Source organism: Microbacterium sp. Root61 (assembly GCF_001427525.1).
Taxonomy (GTDB): Bacteria; Actinomycetota; Actinomycetes; order Actinomycetales; family Microbacteriaceae; genus Microbacterium.
Window position 1 is genome coordinate 3,040,871 of sequence record NZ_LMGU01000001.1, and the last position, 13,272, is coordinate 3,054,142.

The window sequence follows — 13,272 nt, forward strand, 5'->3', positions numbered from 1 at the left end:
ACATGCGCAAGAGAGCAAGGGGCATCGTCGGCGTCGTCGCCATGGCGTCCATCGTCGCTGTCGCCCTGGCAGGGTGCTCCCGCGGGGGCACCGAAGACGGCGGTGGCACCGACGGCAGTGCTGCCCCGGCCAGCCCCGGCATCACCGACACCAGCATCACCTTCGGCATCACCAGCCCGCTGACCGGCGCCACCGCCGGCCCCGGCAACTGCACTGTCGACGGCGCCCTGGCGTACTTCGGCGTGAAGAACGCCGAGGGCGGCATCGAGTTCGGCGACGGCAAGACCCGTACGGTCGAGATCAAGGCGTACGACGACGGCTACGACCCGCAGAAGGCGCTCGCCAACTTCCAGCAGATGGTCTCGGACGGCGTCTTCGCCGCCGGACTCGGCCTGGGCACGCCCACCAACCGCGCCTGGCGTGAGGCGGCCATCGACGAGGGCGTGCCGCAGGTGCTCGTCCAGACCGGTGACCCGCTGTTCAGTGACCGCGAGGAGAGCCCCGAGCAGATCGGTCTCGTGCCGATCTACCAGCAGGAGGGTGCCGCGTTCGGCGAGCTGCTGGCCAGCTCGGACGAGCCGCACAAGGTCGCGATCCTGTCGCAGAACGACGACTACGGCAAGGGCTACGTCGAGGGTCTCAAGGACGCCATCGCGGATGCCGACAACATCGAGATCGTGGGCGAGCTCACGTACGAGGCGACCGACACCTCCGTCGACGCACAGCTCACCGAGCTGGCGGCGACCGGTGCGGACGTCTTCTTCAACGCGATGTCGATCACCCCGCTGGTGATCTCGTCGCTGCAGAAGGCGCAGCAGATCGGCTGGCTGCCCAGCTGGTTCCTGCCGTCCAACACGTCGAGCCCGGTCGCGATCCTCGAGCCGGGTGGGGCGTCGGCATTCCCCGGCATCTACTCGGTCGCGTTCTCGCAGTCCGCGGCGAGCCCCGCGTTCCAGGAGAGCGAAGAGGGCAAGGCGTTCCTCGCGGCGATCGACGAGTACACCAACCAGGACGGCGTCCCGGCGTTCCCGCACTGCGTGTGGAGCTGGATCGGCGCCGCGACGCTCGAGCAGGCCTTCATGAAGATGGAAGAGCCGACCCGCGAGAGCTTCATGGCAGCACTCATGAGCATCGAGGACTTCCAGGCCCCGTTCATGCTCGAGGGCTCCGACATCAACACGACCGTCGACGGCAAGCCCGCCGTCTCGAGCGTGCAGGTGCAGAAGTACAACGGCAAGGGCTACGCCACTGCCGAGACCTTCGGTTGATCGGCGCGAGCTGATCCGACAGACCGGGGCGGTCCGCACGTGCGGGCCGCCCCGGCCTGTGTGCTCGGGGTCGGAGAGACGGACGGGTTAGCCTCGGCAAGGGAGGGCGAGATGGCGGATGACACGAGCGGCGAGGGACTCCTTTCGCGCGCGATGCGGATGCTGCGCGCCTTCTCCGAGGACGACGAGAGGCTGACCGCGGCCGAGCTGGCCGTGCGCACCGGCCTGCCGCGCTCGACGGCGCACCGCCTCGCCGGCGAGATGATGGCGCTCGGGATGCTGGACCGGCTGCCCGACGGCGCGTACACGATCGGCACCGGGCTGTGGGAGGTGGGCGAGCTCGCCCCCGTTTCGGTGCGACTGCGCGAGCGCGCCCTGCCGCACATGCTGCGCCTGTACGAGGCGAGCGGTGAGAACGTGCACCTCGCCGTCCTGAGCAGCGAGGACCCGGCCGCCGCCGAGGCGCTCTACGTCGCCCGTGTCACCGGCCCGCACTCGATCCCGACCCTCAGCCGCATGGGCGGTCGGCACCCGCTGCACACCACCGGCGTCGGCAAGGCACTCCTGGCGCAGCGCGACGACGAATGGCTGGACGTCTTCTTCCAGCGCACCCTCGAGCGCGAGACCGTCCACTCCATCACCGACGAGCGCCAGCTGCGCGAGGAGATCCGCTTCGCCCGGTCGCGCGGGTTCTCCACCACGCGACAGGAGATGACCCTCGGCAACGTCTCGGTCGCGGCATCCCTCCCGCGCGTCTGGGGCCTGCCGCCCACCGCGGTCGGCGTCGTCACCCACTTGGCCCGCGCCGACGAGCGCCGCCTCGGCGCCCTCGTGTCCGCCGCCGCGCGAGACATCGCGAAAGACCTCGCCGCGCCCTGAGCCGCACCCTGAGGATCCCACTGGGTGAGACGAAACCCCCTGTGCGGAGGGTCCAGCGTGTCACGCTGATCTGAGCATCCGTCAAGGGAGACCCATGAGCACGTCCACGACCGCCGCAGCGCCGGAGTCCCTCCTCGCTTCGCCCGATCAGCTATCGCAGAACGAGATCACCGCGGAGATCCGGCACTACCACGCCGCCGCCGAAGCGCGTGAGGCCGCGGGCGAGCACGTCCGTGCGACCGCCCACGACTTCCCGCCGTACCGCTCCAGCATCCTGCGCCACCCGACCAAGAACCTGCGCCTGGTCGACCCCGAGACGATCGAACTGTGGTCGCCGGCGTTCGGGCAGCGGGATGTCGCCGCCATCGAGGCCGACCTCACGCTCCAGCACACGGGCGAGCCTCAGGGTGAGCGCATCACGGTGCAGGGGCGACTGCTCGACTCCTGGGGCCGCCCGGTCGCGAACCAGCTGATCGAGGTGTGGCAGGCCAATGCCGCCGGCCGCTACATCCACCAGCGCGACCAGCATCCCGCGCCGCTGGACCCGAACTTCACGGGCGCCGGTCGCATGGTCACGAACGACAACGGCGAGTACAAGTTCACGACCATCAAGCCCGGTCCGTACCCGTGGAAGAACCACGTCAATGCGTGGCGCCCCGCGCACATCCACTTCTCCGTCTTCGGTGCGAGCTTCACGCAGCGCATCATCACGCAGATGTACTTCCCCGGCGACCCGCTGTTCGCGCTGGACCCGATCTACAACTCCATCCACCGCCAGAAGGACCGCGACCAGCTCATCGGCGCCTACAACCACGACCTCACCGTGCCCGAGTTCTCCATGGGCTACGAGTGGGACATCGTGGTCGACGGCCCGGATGCGACGTGGTTCGAGCCCGAGGGAGAGCACTGATGCCCGCGCCCCAGAAGACCCACGCCGGCACCCCCGGTCAGACCATCGGCCCGTTCTTCGCGTTCGGTCTGGACTACGACAAGAAGCACGAAGCCGCCTTCCCGCACTCGCCCGGCGCGATCGTGCTCGGCGGCATCGTCTACGACGGCGACGGTGCACCGATCCCCGACGCGATCGTCGAGATCTTCGGCGCCGATTCGGACGGCACCGTGCCGCGCGGCCGCGGCTCGCGTCGCCGTGACGACCACACCTTCACCGGATTCGGCCGTTCCGCGACCACCGACGAGGGCGGCTACGAGTTCTGGACCCGCAACCCGGGCGCGATCGACGGCAAGGCGCCCTTCTTCGCCGTCGTCGTGTTCGCCCGCGGGTTGCCCGACAAGCTCCACACCCGGATCTACCTCCCGGAGAACGCCGAGCTGCTCGCGGCCGACCCGCTGCTGTCCTCGCTCACGCCGGAGGAGCGCGCTACGCTCGTGGCGACGCGCACCCCCGAGGGGTACCTGCGGCACGACATCCGGCTGCAGGGCGAGAAGGAGACCGTGTTCCTTGACTTCTGACGACGGGTCGCCGGCGGCGGCCCCCGGGGCGCTGCAGGTCCGTGAGCCGGTCGATGTCGGGCTGCTCTCGCCCGTGTCGATCGGCGTGACGGACGAGGCATCCGACCGCGCCTTCGTGCGCGAACTCGTCGGCGCTGAACTGGCGCTGATGCAGGCGCTCGTCGAGGTCGGCGTGGCGCCGGCATCGGTCGCCGCAGTCGTCACGGCGGTGCGCGAAGCCCCGCCCGAGATCGACCTCGCCGCGCTCGCGCACGCCTCGGTCGCCGGCGGCAACCCGGTTATCCCGCTGATCCCGCTGCTGAAGGCGCACGTCGCCCGGGTGGATCCGGATGCCGCAGCCTGGGTGCACAAGGGTGCCACCAGTCAAGACATCATGGACTCCGCTCTGATGACCCTCGCGCGGGAGGCCGCGGCATCCGTCGTGGAATCCCTCTGGCAGACCGCGGGCGCCCTCGAAGTCCTCGCCCGCGCCCACCGCGACGACGCCGCCGCCGCCCGCACGCTCACACAGCACGCGGTGCCGACGACGCTCGGGCTGAAGGCCGCGAACTGGCTCACCGCCGTCGTGCACGTGCGCGAGCGGCTCGCGGCCGTCGCGACGCAGCTGCCGGCGCAGCTCGGCGGCGCCGGCGGCACGCTCGCCTCGTTCGTCGAGCTCTTCGGACCGGATGCCGCGGCCGAGCTCCCGGCCCTGTACGCGCACGAGCTCGGGCTGCGCGTGCCGGATGCCCCCTGGCACACCGACCGCGGGCCGGTGACCGAGCTCGGCGACGCGCTGGCCGCTGCCGTCGCAGCGGTCGGGACCTTCGCGTCGGACGTCGCGGTGCTCGCCCGCACCGAGGTGGGCGAAGCGGCGGTCGGTGCCGGTGGTGGATCCAGTGCCATGCCGCAGAAGCAGAACCCGGTCGATGCGGTGCTGATCCGCTCCGCCGCGCTGCGCGCACCGGGCCTCGCCGCCCAGCTGCACCTCGCCGCGGGGCTCGCGGTCGACGAGCGCCCCGACGGCGCATGGCACGCCGAATGGCCCGCCCTGCAGGACCTGCTGCGGGTCGCGCTCGGCGCGACGGCGCGCGCAGCGCACCTCGCCGCCGGCCTGACCTTCGACCCGGCCCGCGCCCGCCGCAACCTCGACCTCACCGACGGACTCATCGTCAGCGAGCGGCTCGGACTCGCACTCGTCCCGCGCATCGGCAAGGCGCGGTTCGACGCGCTCATCGCCGAGGCATCCGGTGGGACCGACCTCGCCGTGCTCGTGCGCGCGCTGCCCGAAGCCGCCGATCTCGATGTCGACGACCTCCTCGACCCGGCGCGCTACGTCGGACTCGCTCCCCGACTCGTGGATGCCGCGCTCCATCGCGCGGTGCAGAAAGGCATTCGTCTGTGACCGTTCCGTCCCTCACGCTCACCTCGCTGGGCGGTGCCGCTGACGCGCCGCTCGTCGTACTCGGCTCCTCCCTCGGCACCTCGTCGATCCTCTGGGAGGACGTCGCACCGGCCCTGGCTGCGGATTACCGCGTGCTCGCATGGGATCTCCCCGGACACGGCGCGTCACCCGCCGCATCCGACTCGTTCTCGGTCGCCGACCTGGCCGATGCCGTCGCCGACACGGTCGGCGAGCCGTTCCTGTATGCCGGAGTCTCGCTCGGCGGTGCCGTCGGGCTCACGCTGGCGCTGCGGCATCCGTCGCTCGTCCGTCGCGCGGCGATCGTCGCCTCCGGCGCACAGCTCGGCGAGCCGTCCGGTTGGCACGAGCGCGCCGCGCAGATCCGGGCGCAGTCGACCTCGAGCGTCATCGTCGGTTCGGCGCAGCGCTGGTTCGCGCCCGATTCGATCGCGCAGCGGCCGGAGCTGTCCGGGCGTCTGCTGCACGCGCTGCAGGACGCTGACGACGAAAGTTACGCGCTGTGCTGCGAGGCGCTCGCCGCGTACGATGTGCGTCCGTCGCTCGGGGAGATCCGGATGCCGGTGCTCGCCGTCTGGGGCCAGTTCGACGCCGTGGCCCCCGAGGCCAAATCCGTCGAGATCGCCTCGGGTGTGGCATCCGGTTCGATCGTGGAGATCGCGGATGCCGCGCATCTTCCCCCCGCCGAGCAGCCGGTCGCCACGGCCGCGGCTCTGCTCGACTTCTTCCAGGAGGCATGATGCGACCCGCAGGCGAAGGACTCTCCGACGAGGAGCGCTACGACCAGGGCATGGCCGTGCGCCGCGCCGTGCTGTCGGACGCCCACGTCGACCGCTCCACGGCGGCCGCGACCGAGCTGACGGCGGAATGGCAGGACTTCATCACCCGCGTCGCGTGGGGCGACGTGTGGTCGCGCCCCGGCCTGGACCGCCGCTCGCGCTCGATCGCGGTGCTGTCCTCACTCATCGCGCACGGGCATCACGAGGAGCTCGCGATGCACCTGAGCGCCGCGCGCCGCAATGGCCTGACGCTGGACGAGATCAAGGAAGTCATCCTGCAGAGCGCCATCTACTCCGGCGTCCCCGCCGCGAACACGGCGTACCGCATCGCCGGCGAGGTCTTCGCCGGCGAGCTGTAGGCGCGGGGCGGCTCGGTTCGACCAGCGCGACCCCGCGGCTACCGGCCGTCGAGAGGCCAGCCGGTGTACGCCTCCGCGAGGTAGCGGCGGCCAGACTCGGACTCCACCACGGAGCGCAGCTCGCCGAGCTGGCGCAGGCGGTCGAAGTCCGAGGCATCCGGGGCCACGTGGAGCATGCTCGTCATCCACCAGGAGAAGTGCTGCGCCTTCCAGATGCGGCGCAGGGCCTTCTCCGGGTACTCCTCGAGCAGCCGCGCGTCGCCCTCGAGCAGCAGCGCGCGGAGAGCCTTGTCGAGCAGGATGACATCGGCGACGGCGAGGTTCATGCCCTTCGCGCCGGTCGGCGGCACGGTGTGCGCAGCGTCTCCGACCAGGGCTACACGTCCCTTCAGCAGCTCGTGGGCGACGAAGCTGCGGAAGCGCAGCACGTCACGCTGGAAGATCGGACCTTCGGCGAGGGTGTGCCCATCCACGCGCGACTGCAGATCATCCCAGATCTGCTGGTCGCTCATCGCGTTCGGGTCCATCTCGGGGTCGCACTGCAGGTACATCCGCTGCACGGTGGCGCTGCGCTGGCTGATCAGCGCGAAGCCGTTCGGGGAGTTGCTGTAGATCAGCTCGTCCGAGCTCGGCGGCGCTTCGCACAGGATGCCGAACCACGCGAACGGATACTCGCGGAAGTAGCCGCCCGTCGAGGATCCGGTGACGGCCTCGCGGGCGACGCTGCGGGAACCGTCCGCGCCCACGACGAAGTCGGCCTCGATCTCGAACCGGTGCCCCGCGGCATCCGTCGCGATCACGCGCGGTCGATCGGTGTCGGCGCCCTCGACGCGCTCGGCCGTGACGCCGAAGCGCAGGTCCTGCCCGGCCTCCAGGCGCACGGCGATGAGGTCCTTCAGCACCTCGTGCTGCGGGTAGAGCCAGACGCCGCGCCCGACGAGCTCGGCGAAGTCGATGCGGTGGCCTTCGCCGGCGAATCGCAGCTCGATGCCGTCGTGGCGGCTGCCGACGCTGCGCACGCGGGGGGATGCCCCGGACTCGTCGAGGATCTCGACGGTGCCCTGCTCGAGGATGCCGGCGCGGATCGTGCGCTCGATCTCTTCGCGCGAGCGCTGGTCGATCACGACGGACTCGATGCCGGCGTCAGCGAGCAGATGGGCCAGCAGCAGTCCGGCAGGGCCGGCGCCGATGATTGCGACGCGGGTGCGGACGGTGTCGGTCATGACGTCTCCTTCGACGGTTCGGGATGCTTCGACCAGTGTGCCGCGCGGGGCGGGGGTCTCGGTCGAAGATTCCCGTTCAATGAGAACCCAGATGGTTCCGCGTTGGCTGAGCTGCCCGCTCAACTGCGAGGAGTGCGGGCGACACGCCGCTGGATGGGTGCACGCCTGCGGCGTGTCGCGGTCTGGGGCCGCAGTTGGGTACGGCTTGCGGGTGCTCGCTCGGCTCCGGGCCGCCGGTCGGTATGGTCGGAGCATGGATGCCCGCACGCCCTTCTGGTACATCGCAGTGCTCTTGATCGTCGGCTTGGCCTTCACGGTCTACACGCCTGTGCTCCAGATGGGCGGCTTCGGGCTCGCCCTCATGGCCATCGGCGCCGCTGCCATCGGCGCCGCGCTGGTGCTGATCGGCATCCGTCTGGCCAAGCGGTAGCGACGCCCGTTTCGGCCGGATCAGCGCCGGTCGGCGGTGAGGGTGGAGCGGATGCCGGCCGCGGCATCGCTCAGCGCGGCGATGGCGCCCTCGGTCGGGGCTGTGCGCGGCAGCACCACCGACAGGGCGGCCACGACGGCGCCGGACCCGTCGCGCACCGGCACGGCGACGCCGGTCGAGACCGACTCGATCGAACCCGGTGCCACGACATATCCCACGCGGCGGATGTGCGCGAGGGTGCGGCGGAGGGTCGCGGCATCCGTGATCGTCTCGGGGGAGATGCGCGCGAGCGGCGCGGTCAGCACCCGCTCCTGCAGCTCGGTGCTGCCGAAGGCCAGCAGCACGAGGCCGGACGACGAGGCGTGCAGCGGCAGCCGCCCGGCGACCCGGGTGATGTTCGCGCCGGAGTCAGGGGAGGAGAGCCGTTCGAGGAACAGTGCTTCGTTCTGCTCCAGCACGGCGAGCTGCGTGTGCTCGCGCACGGTCGCCTGGACCCGCTCCATGTACGGCATCGCCGCCTGACGCAGTCGCAGTGCGTGCGAACCGCGCAGCGCGAGCTCCCACAGGCGCATGCCGAGGCGCACCCGTCGATCCTCGTCGCGCTCGAGCAGGCCGGCCTCGACGAGGGCCTCGACCTGACGGTGGGCGGTGGCGGAGGGCAGGCCCGCGCGGCGGCCGATATCCGTGGCCGACTGGACGGTGCGCTCGGTCGTGAACGTGTCGAGGATCCGCACGATGCGGTCGGTGACCGAGTCCCCGGAGGGCGAGTTCGCCATGGAATCAGCGTGGCACAGTCCGCCGGCTGCACCCTGACATGGACGACGGGCGGATGTTGGGGCATCCGCCTGCCCCCTAGGCTGGCGCCGTGACCGCCCCGATCTCCGTCTCGGCCCCTGCACGTGATGACCGCATCACGATGCGCTTCCTCGCGACACCCGCCGACACCGCCGCCGGCGGTCGCTCGGTCGCGGCCGGCAGTGTGATGGAGTGGATCGACAAGGCCGGGTACGCCTGCGCGGTGGGCTGGTCCGGCGCGTACTGCGTCACGGCCTACGTGGGCAACGTCCGCCATCGGCGCCCGATCGCCCCGGGCGGTCTCATCGAGGTGCAGGCGCGGCTGGTCCACACCGGGCGCAGCAGCATGCACGTCGTGGTGACGGTCTCCTCGGCCGAGGTGAGTGCACGCGCCTACACCCCGGCGACCACCTGCATCCTGATCTTCGTCGCGAAGGATGCCGACGGCCGCCCGACGGCGGTGCCGGCCTGGGAGCCTCGCACCCGCTCCGACCGCAAACTCGCCGTCGGCGCCCTCGAGCGCATTCCGGCCCGCACCGAGATCAAGCGGCTCATGCTCGAGGAGGAGTACACGGACGCCTCCGCCGCACCGCGCAGCGTGCTCCGGTTCCTTGTGCCGCCCGGAGTCGTCAACTGGGGCGGCAAGGCTCACGGTGGCACGGTCATGCGCTGGATCGATGAAGCGGCTTACGCCTGCGCGGTCGGCTGGATGGGAGTTGCGGAGAACGCCGACCACGCGATCGCCGTGTACTCCGGCGGCATCCACTTCTTCGCTCCGGTCCGCATCGGCGACATCGTCGAGGTCGATGCGCGCATGCTGTACACGAGTGCGCACAGCATGCACATCAGCACGCGGGTCTCGACGGCCGACCCGCGGACACCGCACGTGAAGACGCTCACCACGCTGTGCATGAGCGTCTTCGTCGTTCCGGGAGCCGCGGGCGTCGCCCTGCCCGTCCCGCAGTGGGAGCCGGTCTCCCCCGAGGATGCCCGACTCCACGAGCACGCGCGCGAGATCATCCGACTCCGAGAGGACATCGTCCCCATCGCGGCGTCCCTGGCGCTCGAGCCGTAGCCCGCCCGCCCGCCCGCCCGCCTGTCACGAACGACGGGTCGGAAGCAGCGATTTGCGACAGGCGAGTCGGTAAATGGGTCGGTGGGGCTTCCTCAAGCGAGATCGCTGCGCTATTCTCACCGTAGAGCGAACAGACGTTCGCACAGCGAACACAGGAGTTGCGCGTGATCGATAAGACCCTGACGGATGCCGCGGCCGCCGTCGCGGACATCCCCGACGGCGCGACCGTCATGATCGGCGGCTTCGGCCGTGCGGGTCAGCCGGTCGAGCTGATCGACGCCCTCATCGCGCGCGGGGCCCGGGACCTCACCATCATCAACAACAACGCGGGCAACGGCGACACCGGCCTCGCCGCACTGCTGGCCACCGGCGGCGTGCGCAAGATCGTCTGCTCGTTCCCGCGCCAGAGCGACTCGTGGGTCTTCGACGGCCTGTACCGCGACGGCAAGATCGAGCTCGAGCTGGTGCCGCAGGGCAACCTCGCCGAGCGCATCCGCGCCGCGGGCGCGGGCATCGGCGCCTTCTTCAGTCCCACCGGTTTCGGCACCGAACTCGCCGCGGGCAAGGAGACGCGCTCGATCGACGGCCGCGACTACGTGCTCGAATACCCCATCCGTGCCGACTTCGCCCTGATCAGTGCTCTGAAGGCCGATCGCTGGGGCAACCTCGTGTACCGCAAGACCGCGCGCAACTTCGGTCCGATCATGGCCTCCGCCGCGACCACGACGATCGCCCAGGTCGACGAGGTCGTCGAGCTCGGCACGATCGACCCCGAGACGGTCGTCACGCCCGGGATCTTCGTCAACCGCGTCGTCGCGGTGGGGGAGCGCCCCTGGCTCGCGGACGGCGAGTTCGTCGGAGGCGTCACGCTCGAAGGCGCGCCGCTGGATGCGGCATCCGATTCCGCCCAGAAGGAGGCGTGACCATGGTCACCCGCATCTCCCGCGAAGAGCTGGCCGCGCGCATCGCCGGTCACATCCCCGAAGGGTCGATCGTCAACCTCGGGATCGGAGCCCCCACCCTCGTGGCCGACTTCCTCCCCGAAGGGCTCGAGATCATCCTGCACACCGAGAACGGGATGCTGGGGATGGGCCCGAAGCCCGCGCTCGGCGACGTCGACCCCGACCTCATCAACGCCGGCAAGCTGCCCGTCTCGGAGCTGACCGGTGCCGCGTTCTTCCACCACGCCGACTCATTCGCGATGATGCGCGGCGGTCACCTCGACGTGTGCGTGCTCGGCGCGTTCCAGGTCTCGGAGTCGGGCGATCTGGCGAACTGGTCGACCGGCGCACCCGGTGCGATCCCGGCCGTCGGCGGCGCGATGGACCTCGCGATCGGCGCCAAGGACGTCTACGTCATGACCGACCTGCTCACCAAGCAGGGCGAATCCAAGCTCGTGGCGGCCTGCACCTACCCGCTCACCGGTGTCGGCTGCGTGACCCGGGTCTACACCGACCACGCGATCTTCGACGTGACCCCCGACGGCCTTCGCGTGCGGGAGGCGTTCGGCGAGAACACGGTGGAACAGCTTGAAGAATTGACCGGACTTTCATTGACGGATGCCGCGGCATTGGGCGAGGAGAACTGACATGACCAGCAGCTACATCTACGACGCGGTGCGCACTCCGTTCGGGCGCGCCGGTGGTGCCCTCTCGGGAGTACGCCCCGATGACCTCGCCGCCCTCGTCATCAAGGCGACCGTCGAGCGCACCGGCATCGACCCGGCGCGCATCGGCGACGTCGTCTTCGGCGCCGCCAACCAGTCCGGCGAGGACAACCGCAACGTGGCCCGCCTGGCCGCGCTGTTGGCCGGGCTCCCGACGACGGTCACGGGCGTGACGGTCAACCGTCTGTGCGCCTCCTCGATCGAGTCCGTCATCCAGGCCGCCCGCACGATCGAGACCGGCGACGCCGAGATCGTGCTCGCCGGTGGGGTGGAGTCGATGAGCCGCGCTCCGTTCGTCGTGGAGAAGTCGCCGCGCCCGTGGCCGTCGGTGGGCAACCAGACGATGTGGAACACGTCGATCGGTTGGCGCATGACCAACAAAGCGTTGCCGACGCACTGGACGGTCAGCAACGGCGAGGCTGCCGAGCAGGCCGCCCGGGAGTGGAGCATCTCGCGGGAGGCGCAGGACGCCTTCGCGGTGCGCTCGCACCACTTGGCCGCCGAGGCGTGGGCCGCCGGGATCTACGACGGCGAAATCGTGCAGGTTCCCGGAGCGGAGCTCGCCCGCGATGAGGGCATCCGCGCCGACAGCTCGATGGAGAAGCTCGGCGGCCTCAAGGCGCTGTTCGCCGCCGACGGCAGCGTCACGGCCGGCAACTCCTCGCCGATCAACGACGGCGCTTCGGCTGTCCTGCTGGCGGGCGAAGGCGTGCTGCCGGGCGAGCCGCTCGCGCGCATCGCCGGTCGCGGCGTGCACGGCGTCGACCCCGATCAGTTCCCGATCGCGCCGGTCGAGGCCGCGAACAAGGCGCTCGCCCGTGCCGGGAAGACGTGGGCGGATGTCGACTTCGTCGAGCTCAACGAGGCGTTCGCCTCGCAGGCGCTGGCGTGCCTGGCGGGCTGGCCCGACCTCGACCCAGAGAAGCTCAACATCCATGGCGGCGCACTCGCGATCGGCCACCCGCTCGGCGCGTCCGGCGGTCGCCTCATCGGCCACGCGGCGCACGAGCTGAAGCGTCGCGGCGGCGGTGTCGCCGTCGTCACGGCCTGCATCGGCGTCGGCCAGGGTCTTGCGATCGTCCTGGAACGCTGAGACCGCGCGGCCGTCGGGCAGGATGAGTCGGTGAGTACCCCCGAGTCCGGCGAGTTCGTCCAGTCGTTCGCGCGCGGGCTGGCGGTCATCCGCGCGTTCGATGGGCAGCATCCCGAGCTCTCGTTGAGTGAGGTCGCCCGCCGCGCCGAGATCACGCGCGCGGCGGCACGCCGCTTCCTGCTGACGCTCGAGACGCTGGGCTACGTCCGCACGGACGGTCGCACGTTCGCGCTGACCCCTCGCGTGCTCGAGCTCGGGTTCTCGTACCTGTCGTCGCTGTCGCTGCCCGAGATCGCGCAGCCGCACCTCGAGCGGCTCTCCCGCGAGGTCGACGAAAGCGTGTCGGCGGCCGTGCTGGACGGCACCGAGATGATCTACGTCGCGCGCGTCCCGACGCGACGCATCATGAGCGTCCGCATCACGATCGGCACACGCTTCCCGGCGTACGCGACCTCGATGGGGCGCGTGCTGCTGGCGGGGCTGCCGGATGCCGTGGTCGACGAGGTGCTCGCGGCATCCGCCCCCCAGCGCCTGACCGACCGGACTCTCATGGGAGAGGATCTGCGCGCCGAGCTGGTCCACGTGCGCGAACAGGGCTGGTCGATCATCGACGGAGAGCTCGAGCAGGGTGTCCGCTCCGCCGCGGTGCCGTTGCGCGGCCGTGACGGCCGAGTGGTGGCGGCCGTGAACGTGTCCACGAGCGCGACCCGGGACTCGCTGGAGCGCGTCACGGACGTGTACCTGCCTGCGCTGCTGGCGACGGCGGCCAACATCGACGCGGAGCTTCGCCTGGCCTGACGAGCGTTTCGGCTTCCGCGCTCAGTCGACGACCG

Annotated in this window: 15 protein-coding genes; 13 read left to right on the top strand and 2 right to left on the bottom strand. The window is 70.8% G+C overall.

Annotated features, from left to right (window positions below; all coding sequences use genetic code 11):
• The first annotated feature begins 2 nt into the window (after positions 1 to 2).
• The 7 genes from ASD65_RS14375 to pcaC all read left to right on the top strand — a co-directional run bounded on the left by ASD65_RS14375 (position 3) and on the right by pcaC (position 6,157).
• On the top strand, positions 3 to 1,268 hold the full coding sequence (locus tag ASD65_RS14375) for an ABC transporter substrate-binding protein (RefSeq protein WP_156378886.1): 1,266 nt from the start codon (positions 3 to 5) through the stop codon (positions 1,266 to 1,268).
• Positions 1,269 to 1,379: 111 nt separating this feature from the next.
• On the top strand, positions 1,380 to 2,147 hold the full coding sequence (locus ASD65_RS14380; protein WP_056223724.1) for an IclR family transcriptional regulator: 768 nt from the start codon (positions 1,380 to 1,382) through the stop codon (positions 2,145 to 2,147).
• A gap of 94 nt (positions 2,148 to 2,241) precedes the next feature.
• Complete coding sequence (gene pcaH / locus ASD65_RS14385; protein ID WP_056223725.1) at positions 2,242 to 3,057, top strand: protocatechuate 3,4-dioxygenase subunit beta; 816 nt, start codon at positions 2,242 to 2,244, stop codon at positions 3,055 to 3,057.
• Entirely contained in the window at positions 3,057 to 3,617 is a 561-nt protein-coding gene (gene pcaG, locus ASD65_RS14390) for a protocatechuate 3,4-dioxygenase subunit alpha (RefSeq protein ID WP_056223726.1), read from the top strand. The genes pcaH and pcaG overlap by 1 nt, the downstream gene beginning before the upstream one ends.
• On the top strand, positions 3,607 to 5,001 hold the full coding sequence (locus ASD65_RS14395) for a lyase family protein (RefSeq protein WP_235566723.1): 1,395 nt from the start codon (positions 3,607 to 3,609) through the stop codon (positions 4,999 to 5,001). Before pcaG ends, ASD65_RS14395 begins: the two co-directional genes overlap by 11 nt.
• On the top strand, positions 4,998 to 5,759 hold the full coding sequence (locus ASD65_RS14400; protein WP_056223727.1) for an alpha/beta fold hydrolase: 762 nt from the start codon (positions 4,998 to 5,000) through the stop codon (positions 5,757 to 5,759). The genes ASD65_RS14395 and ASD65_RS14400 overlap by 4 nt, the downstream gene beginning before the upstream one ends.
• Entirely contained in the window at positions 5,756 to 6,157 is a 402-nt protein-coding gene (gene pcaC, locus ASD65_RS14405; protein WP_056223728.1) for a 4-carboxymuconolactone decarboxylase, read from the top strand. The genes ASD65_RS14400 and pcaC overlap by 4 nt, the downstream gene beginning before the upstream one ends.
• A gap of 38 nt (positions 6,158 to 6,195) precedes the next feature.
• On the opposite strand, the gene ASD65_RS14410 is transcribed toward pcaC, so the two are convergent.
• Positions 6,196 to 7,380, bottom strand: coding sequence for a 4-hydroxybenzoate 3-monooxygenase (locus tag ASD65_RS14410; RefSeq protein ID WP_056223729.1), 1,185 nt, complete (start codon positions 7,378 to 7,380; stop codon positions 6,196 to 6,198).
• A 253-nt stretch (positions 7,381 to 7,633) separates the two neighbouring features.
• Here ASD65_RS14410 and ASD65_RS19240 point away from each other — a divergent pair, with 253 nt between their 5' ends.
• A complete protein-coding gene (locus ASD65_RS19240) occupies positions 7,634 to 7,810 on the top strand; it encodes a hypothetical protein (protein ID WP_200948677.1) in 177 nt (58 codons plus the stop codon).
• A gap of 20 nt (positions 7,811 to 7,830) precedes the next feature.
• Here ASD65_RS19240 and ASD65_RS14415 read toward each other — a convergent pair whose 3' ends face one another.
• On the bottom strand, positions 7,831 to 8,586 hold the full coding sequence (locus ASD65_RS14415) for an IclR family transcriptional regulator (protein ID WP_056223730.1): 756 nt from the start codon (positions 8,584 to 8,586) through the stop codon (positions 7,831 to 7,833).
• Between the two features lie 89 nt (positions 8,587 to 8,675).
• On the opposite strand from ASD65_RS14415, the gene ASD65_RS14420 reads away from it, so the two are divergent.
• The 5 genes from ASD65_RS14420 to ASD65_RS14440 all read left to right on the top strand — a co-directional run bounded on the left by ASD65_RS14420 (position 8,676) and on the right by ASD65_RS14440 (position 13,237).
• Entirely contained in the window at positions 8,676 to 9,680 is a 1,005-nt protein-coding gene (locus tag ASD65_RS14420; protein ID WP_235566724.1) for an acyl-CoA thioesterase, read from the top strand.
• Between the two features lie 164 nt (positions 9,681 to 9,844).
• Entirely contained in the window at positions 9,845 to 10,603 is a 759-nt protein-coding gene (locus tag ASD65_RS14425) for a 3-oxoacid CoA-transferase subunit A (RefSeq protein ID WP_056223731.1), read from the top strand.
• 2 nt (positions 10,604 to 10,605) lie between these two features.
• On the top strand, positions 10,606 to 11,268 hold the full coding sequence (locus ASD65_RS14430) for a 3-oxoacid CoA-transferase subunit B (RefSeq protein WP_056223732.1): 663 nt from the start codon (positions 10,606 to 10,608) through the stop codon (positions 11,266 to 11,268).
• 1 nt (position 11,269) lies between these two features.
• On the top strand, positions 11,270 to 12,439 hold the full coding sequence (locus tag ASD65_RS14435; RefSeq protein ID WP_056223733.1) for a thiolase family protein: 1,170 nt from the start codon (positions 11,270 to 11,272) through the stop codon (positions 12,437 to 12,439).
• 30 nt (positions 12,440 to 12,469) lie between these two features.
• The gene (locus ASD65_RS14440) at positions 12,470 to 13,237 is read left to right on the top strand and encodes an IclR family transcriptional regulator domain-containing protein (RefSeq protein ID WP_056223734.1); all 768 of its coding nucleotides are present in this window, start codon (positions 12,470 to 12,472) and stop codon (positions 13,235 to 13,237) included.
• Positions 13,238 to 13,272 lie beyond the last annotated feature (35 nt).

Coding starts and splice junctions, on each gene's coding strand:
- ASD65_RS14375 (WP_156378886.1), top strand. CDS start 3: ATGCGCAAGAGAGCAAGGGGCATCGTCGGCGTCGTCGCCATGGCGTCC.
- ASD65_RS14380 (WP_056223724.1), top strand. CDS start 1,380: ATGGCGGATGACACGAGCGGCGAGGGACTCCTTTCGCGCGCGATGCGG.
- pcaH (WP_056223725.1), top strand. CDS start 2,242: ATGAGCACGTCCACGACCGCCGCAGCGCCGGAGTCCCTCCTCGCTTCG.
- pcaG (WP_056223726.1), top strand. CDS start 3,057: ATGCCCGCGCCCCAGAAGACCCACGCCGGCACCCCCGGTCAGACCATC.
- pcaC (WP_056223728.1), top strand. CDS start 5,756: ATGATGCGACCCGCAGGCGAAGGACTCTCCGACGAGGAGCGCTACGAC.
- ASD65_RS14410 (WP_056223729.1), bottom strand. CDS start 7,380: ATGACCGACACCGTCCGCACCCGCGTCGCAATCATCGGCGCCGGCCCT.
- ASD65_RS19240 (WP_200948677.1), top strand. CDS start 7,634: ATGGATGCCCGCACGCCCTTCTGGTACATCGCAGTGCTCTTGATCGTC.
- ASD65_RS14415 (WP_056223730.1), bottom strand. CDS start 8,586: ATGGCGAACTCGCCCTCCGGGGACTCGGTCACCGACCGCATCGTGCGG.
- ASD65_RS14430 (WP_056223732.1), top strand. CDS start 10,606: ATGGTCACCCGCATCTCCCGCGAAGAGCTGGCCGCGCGCATCGCCGGT.
- ASD65_RS14435 (WP_056223733.1), top strand. CDS start 11,270: ATGACCAGCAGCTACATCTACGACGCGGTGCGCACTCCGTTCGGGCGC.